8 protein-coding genes and 1 pseudogene are annotated in these 6,873 nt (G+C 37.2%); 7 read left to right on the top strand and 2 right to left on the bottom strand.

The annotated features are described in order from the left end of the window. The 4 genes and pseudogenes from BMY57_RS12635 to BMY57_RS12625 all read left to right on the top strand — a co-directional run. Positions 1-287: hypothetical protein (locus tag BMY57_RS12635; protein WP_256205306.1), on the top strand; the 287-nt coding region annotated here is incomplete at its 5' end. An 11-nt stretch (positions 288-298) separates the two neighbouring features. Then, positions 299-721 (top strand): annotated as a pseudogene (locus BMY57_RS12630) (GNAT family N-acetyltransferase); the annotation flags it as partial. Between the two features lie 51 nt (positions 722-772). Next, positions 773-919 (top strand): hypothetical protein, encoded by a 147-nt coding sequence (locus tag BMY57_RS16140; protein WP_175615614.1) that lies wholly within the window; start codon positions 773-775, stop codon positions 917-919. Continuing rightward, positions 920-1,192: a GNAT family N-acetyltransferase gene (locus tag BMY57_RS12625; RefSeq protein ID WP_091774900.1), complete on the top strand. Its 273-nt coding sequence runs from the start codon at positions 920-922 to the stop codon at positions 1,190-1,192. A gap of 199 nt (positions 1,193-1,391) precedes the next feature. Here BMY57_RS12625 and fabG read toward each other — a convergent pair whose 3' ends face one another. Then, positions 1,392-2,156: a 3-oxoacyl-ACP reductase FabG gene (fabG, locus tag BMY57_RS12620; RefSeq protein ID WP_091774897.1), complete on the bottom strand. Its 765-nt coding sequence runs from the start codon at positions 2,154-2,156 to the stop codon at positions 1,392-1,394. 179 nt (positions 2,157-2,335) lie between these two features. Between fabG and BMY57_RS12615 the strand changes: the two genes are divergently transcribed. Next, positions 2,336-3,292, top strand: a complete 957-nt coding sequence (locus tag BMY57_RS12615) for a ring-cleaving dioxygenase (RefSeq protein ID WP_091774894.1) — start codon at positions 2,336-2,338, stop codon at positions 3,290-3,292. A 128-nt stretch (positions 3,293-3,420) separates the two neighbouring features. Then, a complete protein-coding gene (locus BMY57_RS12610) occupies positions 3,421-4,611 on the top strand; it encodes an MFS transporter (RefSeq protein ID WP_091774891.1) in 1,191 nt (396 codons plus the stop codon). 45 nt (positions 4,612-4,656) lie between these two features. Here the strand turns inward: BMY57_RS12610 and BMY57_RS12605 are convergent, their stop codons facing one another. Next, the gene (locus BMY57_RS12605) at positions 4,657-5,625 is read right to left on the bottom strand and encodes a sugar phosphate isomerase/epimerase family protein (RefSeq protein ID WP_091774888.1); all 969 of its coding nucleotides are present in this window, start codon (positions 5,623-5,625) and stop codon (positions 4,657-4,659) included. A 195-nt stretch (positions 5,626-5,820) separates the two neighbouring features. Here BMY57_RS12605 and BMY57_RS12600 point away from each other — a divergent pair, with 195 nt between their 5' ends. Further along, complete coding sequence (locus BMY57_RS12600) at positions 5,821-6,804, top strand: LacI family DNA-binding transcriptional regulator (RefSeq protein WP_091774886.1); 984 nt, start codon at positions 5,821-5,823, stop codon at positions 6,802-6,804. Positions 6,805-6,873: the final 69 nt, after the last annotated feature.

Here is a 6,873-nt window from a genome sequence, read left to right as displayed (position 1 = left end):
TGTTGAATCAGTTAATAAATGGAGGAGGTATGAGTTTGTCCCAGAAAAAAGATCAGGATAATTTGTTCGGAGACATCGATGAATGGTTAGAAGATGATCCTTTCGGATTGGATGAAGAAATCAAAATAGTTATATTTAAATGTCTTGACTGTAATGGAACTGATGAAGTACCTGATTATATCATCGGAGAGTTTAGTGTGGATAAAAATAATGATGAAGAGGTTGAGCTTCATTGCCCTCACTGTAATGGCACTATGATTAGAGCGAAGAATGTCCCAAGTGATTAGCACTCACTTGGGACGTAGTAAGTCGCGTTAGCGATTTTGTTCCAGAATTATCCCTTGTAGCGGTTGATCAAGAGCAAAATGCGATTATCGGCCACATTATTTTAACCAAAATAAAGATTAAGGGTCATCACGGTGAAGTGGATTCGCTGGCATTAGCTCCGGTATCAGTTTTGCCAGGCTATCAAAAGCGAGGAATCGGAAGTCAATTGTGTCTCGAAGCTTTAAGGGTAGCTAAAGCACATGGGTTTGAATCGGTTTTTGTGTTAGGTCATCCTGCTTATTACCCAAGATTTGGTTTTGAAAAAGCGTCTGATTTTGATATACAGCCACCATTCGATGTGCCGGATGAAGTGTTTATGGCTTTAGAATTAAAAGAAGATGCCTTGTCTAATGTATCAGGTGTCATAGAGTATTCGAGCGCCTTTGATGGATAATCACTTAAAAGTTGCTAAAATAGAAGAAAATGAGTTGAAGGAGTTAGACCTATGAATTTTGACGGTAAAAAGATGGTTTTCTTGATTATAATCATTATCGCGATTATGGGATTAGTGACTTATGCTATTTTTACGTATATGGATCGAAACCAATATATTGAAGAAATGAGTCTAAACTTATTAAAAGGAGTGATCTGAATGGACATTAAACAGGATGAAAAAGGATTTTATGTAGGAGATCCAAATGATAAGGATGCAGAGATTACCTTTATCGATAAAGGTAATAATACCATTGAGATTGATCACACTGAAGTTTCCGAAAAACTTCGAGGAGAAGGTGTCGCTGGGAAGCTAGTTAAGGCGGTTGTCGATCACGCACGAGAGAATAACTTACAGATTACAGCTTCTTGTCCTTATGCTCAGAAAAAACTTGGTCGTACTGATGAATATCGAGACGTTTACGTGGGGTAAAGCTGTTTTTTGAGCGAAAAATAGAATTTTTGAGCGATTTTATGAATAATTGAGCGAATTTCATCATAATTGAGCGATTTTTTAATTTTTTGAGCGAAATTCCTATTATTTGAGCGCATCGCAAAAATCCCGACAAAATTTATGCGCGGTTTTAAAATACCAAAAAAACAGAGGTGCGATATCCCGCACCTCTGTTTTTCTATAGTGATGCTTGCCAGCCGCCATCAACATAAACGGTGTGCCCATTTACATAGTTTGAGGCGTCAGAAGCTAAATAAATAGCTGTGCCGATTAATTCTTCAGGTACACCCCAACGTTGTAATGGAACTTCGCTTTTGACCCAGTTATTAAAGTTGTGATCGTTAACGAGTTTTTCAGTCATGTCAGTCTTAAAATATCCTGGTCCGATGGCGTTGGTTTGAATATTATATGGTCCCCATTCGGTTGCCATTGATTTAGTTAACATTTTAAGTCCGCCTTTTGCAGCAGAGTAATTAGCAATATTAGGGCGTGCTTTTTCAGCGTTTAATGAAGTGATATTGATGATTTTGCCTTTTTCGTGTTTTTTCATATATGGAAAAACGAGTTTTGAAACGTTAAAGGCTGAAGTTAAATTAACATCTAAGACGGTCTGCCAATCCTCAAGACTTAATTCCTCTAGTGGATTTCGTCGATGGATTCCTGCATTATTAATTAATACACTAATTGGGCCAACTTCTTTTTCGATGTTTTGAATGCTTTCCTCAATATCTTCTGCCTTGGTCACATCAAAAGCAGCGCCATACGCTTGTCCACCATGATCTTGAATATGTTTTACGACCGAATCAACTTCACTCTGTTTTCTTCCATTAATTATGACGGTGGCTCCTGCATCAGAGAACCCTTTAGCTAGACTTAAACCTAAACCTCTTGTCGATCCTGTAATTAAAACAATCTTGTTTTCAACGTTAAATAAGCCAATCACTGTATCACTTCCTATCTATGTCATATCATTAACCTATCAAATATTTTAAAAAATTAAAAGTTCGTTTTTCCCCATAAACGTATGAAATATCTCATAAAAAGCAACCTATTTGATAATGCAAACGACATAAGCTATAATTATCTTGAATTCAAGATAAAAAGCGGAGGGAGACTTTCCTTATGACAGATAAACAAACGAGTGGTGTGCATCACATCACAGCGATCGCTGGAAAATCGCAAGAAAACATTGACTTTTATGTTGGAGTACTCGGACTTCGATTAGTGAAAAAGACCGTAAACTTTGATGATCCTGGAACATACCACTTTTATTTTGGTGATGAGCGAGGAAACCCAGGGACGATCATGACCTTTTTCCCTTGGAAGAACATTCCGCAAGGCCGTGTCGGTTCAGGTCAGGTTGGTTACACAACATTTGTGATTCCTACTGGATCTTATAATTTCTGGGAAGAGCGTCTAAATAGATTCGGTATAAAAACAGAAAAAGAAACACGCTTTGGTGAAGAGTATTTAAAATTTGAAGATCCTCATGGCTTGAAGTTAGAGTTTGTTGAGCGTGAAGAAGGACCTAACAATACCTGGGAATTCAATGGGGTAACAACAGATGTTGCTATTAAAGGATTTGGAGGAGCCGTGTTATACTCTGGTTCACCAAGAAAAACAGCTGAATTTCTTGAGAATGGATTAGGGTTTAAAAAAGTAGCTGAAGAAGACATGTACTTAAGGTTCCGTTCGACAAGTGATATTGGAAATACCATCGATGTTCCTGTTAAAGCATTTCCGCGTGGTGAAATGGGAGCAGGAACGGTTCACCACATCGCATGGCGTGCTAACGATTATGAAGATCAACAAAGTTGGCGTCAATACATTTCAGACAAAGGGTTACAGCCAACTGACATCCTAGATCGTCAATATTTCACATCGATTTATTTCCGTGAATGGGGTGGAATCCTATTTGAAATCGCGACTGATACACCAGGATTCGATACGGACGAACCACTCGATAAATTAGGTGAAGACCTTAAACTTCCAGAATGGCTTGAACATCATCGTAACCAAATTGAAAATATAGTAGATCCAATAGAAGTTCGTGAAGTTAAACCACCAAAAAATGATTAAAATGAGCCTCATCGGTGTCGTAACCGGTGAGGTTTTTATTTTGTAACGATTTTTTAATAAAAAAATAGTTTAAAGATCCAGCTATGTGCAAAACAATAGTAACTGACTTTTTGGAGAGGTGAGCAACATTGAGCAGTTCAACTTGTAAAGTTAAGTTAATCACGGCACCTGGTTTTGCAACGGATGTCACTAATGAAATTAAGAATGAACTGCCGTCTTTGCTTTCGTATTATGTTGATGATCAGTGTCATTGGGAAATTGAACATGTCATTGACCCTCTCACTGGCTCAACAGGGAATACGCGAGAAATTTTAGAGGCAATATTAAAAAGTATTAAAGAAGACCAAAATGATTATTTGATTTGCTTGACGGATTTACCACTCTTCCATAATAGTAAAGTGGTGGTCTCAGAAGCTTATGAGGAAGAAAACATAGCTATAATCAGTATGCCTGGCCTAGGTTCAACACCAATGGTTAAACGAGTCAGAGCTTCGATTATTCAACTAGTGAGTGAAATGTATTTAGGGAGTTCGGATGAAGACCGTAAAAAGGCAGAGAGAAGGCTAAAAGATAAAATAAAAGATGTAGGAAAAAATGGCCTCAAAATGGTTGATGGAAATATCATCGCAGGAAAAAAAGGCTTTGAGAAATTATCACCTATACGACGAGAAGTCCCACATAATGGAGAAAAGACTATTGATGTTCGGTTTACGATTCCTTCAAAGTTTTTAGGTGGCTTAAGAATATTAACAGGAATGGTTCGGGCTAATAGACCTTGGAGAACCTTCCCTTCCTTTATAAAAGTGTTAGTAGTGGCTTTTGCAACAGGTTCTTATGCGGTGGTGTTCCCCTCACTTTGGAATTTAACTAATGAATATGACATTTGGAGAATGGTTTTGCTAAGTTTTGTTTCAATATTTGCAATGGTAATCTGGATTATAGCAGCTCACAGGTTATGGGAAAAACCTAATAATGAATCCAATAACCTAAAAAGAATGCTCTATAATATAGCAACCTTCTTTACTTTACTGATTTCGGTTGTGCTTTTCTATGTAAATTTATTCATATTATTTTTGTTTGCGGTATTTATGATCATTCCACTAAGTATGTTAGAAAATAAGGTTGGTTCGGCAGTATCCTATGCCAATTATTTTTATATTGCGTGGACTGTCACGAGCTTTGCAACTATTATCGGTGCGCTAGGTACCGCGTTAGAAAGCGAAGAAACCATCCTAACCGCTACTTACGGATATCGTCAGCGACAGCGATATGAGCAATTGAAGGAAAAGGAAGAGGAAAAAGAAACACAGAACACTTAAATGATAAGAGCCGGAGCGTAACTTAATTCGCTCCGGTTTTCTCAATTAAGCCCACCACATTTCTTTTACGGACTCTTTAACCATAATCGGTTTTAAGTTCTCGACTGCTTTAGTAAAGCCTTCATCAATTGACATGAGTCCATCTTCATGTTCGATACTTACAACATAATCGTAGTCCATTAAACGGAGCGTACTAATGATGTCAGCCCAAGTCTTAGTATCATGTCCGAATCCGACGGTTCTAAAGTACCAAGCTCGGTCTTTCATCTGCGAATAGTCGGTCATGTCGGTTAACCCGTTTCGGTTTATATTCTGTTGATCAATAATCGTATCTTTTGCATGAAAATGGTGAATAGCGTTCTCGCGCCCTAAAATTTTAATAGATTCAACCGGGTCGATTCCCTGCCACCACATATGAGATGGATCTAGATTAGCACCGATTGCTTTACCGCAGGCCTCTCGTAATTTCAACATATTGTTTGGCGTATGTACGGAAAAGCCACCGTGTAACTCTAGTCCAATTTTGACACCGTAGGACTCGGCTAAATCATTTTTCTCCTTCCAATAAGGGATTAATTTCTCTTCCCATTGCCATTTTAAAACTTCTTGAAAATCATGAGGCCATGGCGAAACGGGCCAGTTTGGATACAAAGCCCCTTCATGGTCGCCAGGGCAACCGGAAAATGTATTGACGACGGGAACTTCTAGTAAAGAAGCCAATTTAACCGTTTGATCGAATAATTTATCTGCAGGTTCCGCAATATGTTTCTGAGGATGAAGAGGGTTTCCGTGACAACTCAATGCGCTAATCGTTAAATGATGATCCTCAACTTTTTGTTTAAATTCTGCTAACGCATCAGGATTATTTAACAGTTCCTCCAACTTACAATGGGCATCACCTGGATAGCCTCCAGTCCCCAATTCAATTGCTTCAATTCCTTTTGATGATACATAACTCAACATATCGTCAAAATCTAAATGAGAGAACAAAACTGTAAACACACCTAATTTCATCGTCTATTACCTCCTAAAAATATTTTCTGAAAATACAAAAATGTAATCCTTTACATAAACAACATATACAATTTAATCATAATTATCAATAGTTTTCATAAAATTTAAAATAATAGTTGACAGAAAATTTCAGTTATAATACGATAAAAATTGAAAACGATTACAGACATATTTGAATTGGAGTAGATGAAGAAGATGGCGAACATCAATGAAGTAGCAAAACTTGCTGGAGTCTCAGTTGCAACGGTCTCGAGAGTATTAAATGGTCAAGACGTTGTTACTCCTAAAACAAGATTAAAAGTAGAAGACGCTATAAAAAAACTAAATTACGAACCTAGTATGTTAGGTCGAAACTTAAGGAATTCAGAGAGCCGTGTTTTGTTAGTTTTAATTCCATCTATTTCAAATCCATTTTATTTTGAAATTATCAAAGGAATTGAAGCTACAGCACTTGATTACAACTACAACATATTACTTTGTGAGACAGACTCCAACCCAGAACGAGAGAATATTTACTTTGATCTTGTTAGAAAGAAGATGGCAGATGGAATTATTTCAATGGATCCCGCTGTTAACATCGATACGTTAAAAAGTTTGTCAGAGAAACACTCAATCATTCAATGTAGTGAGTACTCGACTGAAGGTAATATTCCATATGTCACGATTGATAATGAAGACGCAGCCTATCGGGCAGTAAAACATTTAATTAAGTTAGGTCATCAAAAAATAGCATTGTTTAACTCAAATGAGAAGTATTTATATGCAAGACAGCGTAAAGAAGGTTACATAAAAGCTTTAAAAGAGTTTAACCTGCCAGTTAAAGAAGAATATATGATTTATACGGATCAACTCGGGTTTGACAATGGAAGCCAAGCTACTAAGAAAATCATGAACCTAAAAGATCGACCTACTGCTATTTTTGCTGTATCTGATTTATTAGCAATCGGAGCTCTTAAGGAGTTAAACAGTGCCGGTGTCAACGTTCCAGATGAAATGGCATTGATCGGATTTGATAATATTGATTTTTCGAATATGACACACCCAACACTTACAACCATTGCCCAACCGATGTACCAAATGGGGACGGTAGCGGCTAGTATGTTAATTAATAAGATCAACGGGAAACATGTCGAAAATACAGTTTTAAACCACGAATTATTGATTCGTGAATCAACATAAAACATCAACCTCTAAGATTAATGCTCTGTTATTAAATGAATAATTAATGGCAGAGCATTGCTCTTAGAT

Origin of the sequence: Piscibacillus halophilus, assembly GCF_900110685.1 — a bacterium.
Taxonomy (GTDB): Bacteria; Bacillota; Bacilli; order Bacillales; family Alkalibacillaceae; genus Piscibacillus; species Piscibacillus halophilus.
This window is presented reverse-complemented; position numbering and strand designations above follow the sequence as displayed.

Excerpts from the sequence above, each read along its gene's own strand:
- BMY57_RS12605 (WP_091774888.1), bottom strand. The coding sequence starts at position 5,625 with ATGAAATTAGGTGTGTTTACAGTTTTGTTCTCTCATTTAGATTTTGAC.
- BMY57_RS12615 (WP_091774894.1), top strand. The coding sequence starts at position 2,336 with ATGACAGATAAACAAACGAGTGGTGTGCATCACATCACAGCGATCGCT.
- BMY57_RS12600 (WP_091774886.1), top strand. The coding sequence starts at position 5,821 with ATGGCGAACATCAATGAAGTAGCAAAACTTGCTGGAGTCTCAGTTGCA.
- BMY57_RS12625 (WP_091774900.1), top strand. The coding sequence starts at position 920 with ATGGACATTAAACAGGATGAAAAAGGATTTTATGTAGGAGATCCAAAT.
- BMY57_RS16140 (WP_175615614.1), top strand. The coding sequence starts at position 773 with ATGAATTTTGACGGTAAAAAGATGGTTTTCTTGATTATAATCATTATC.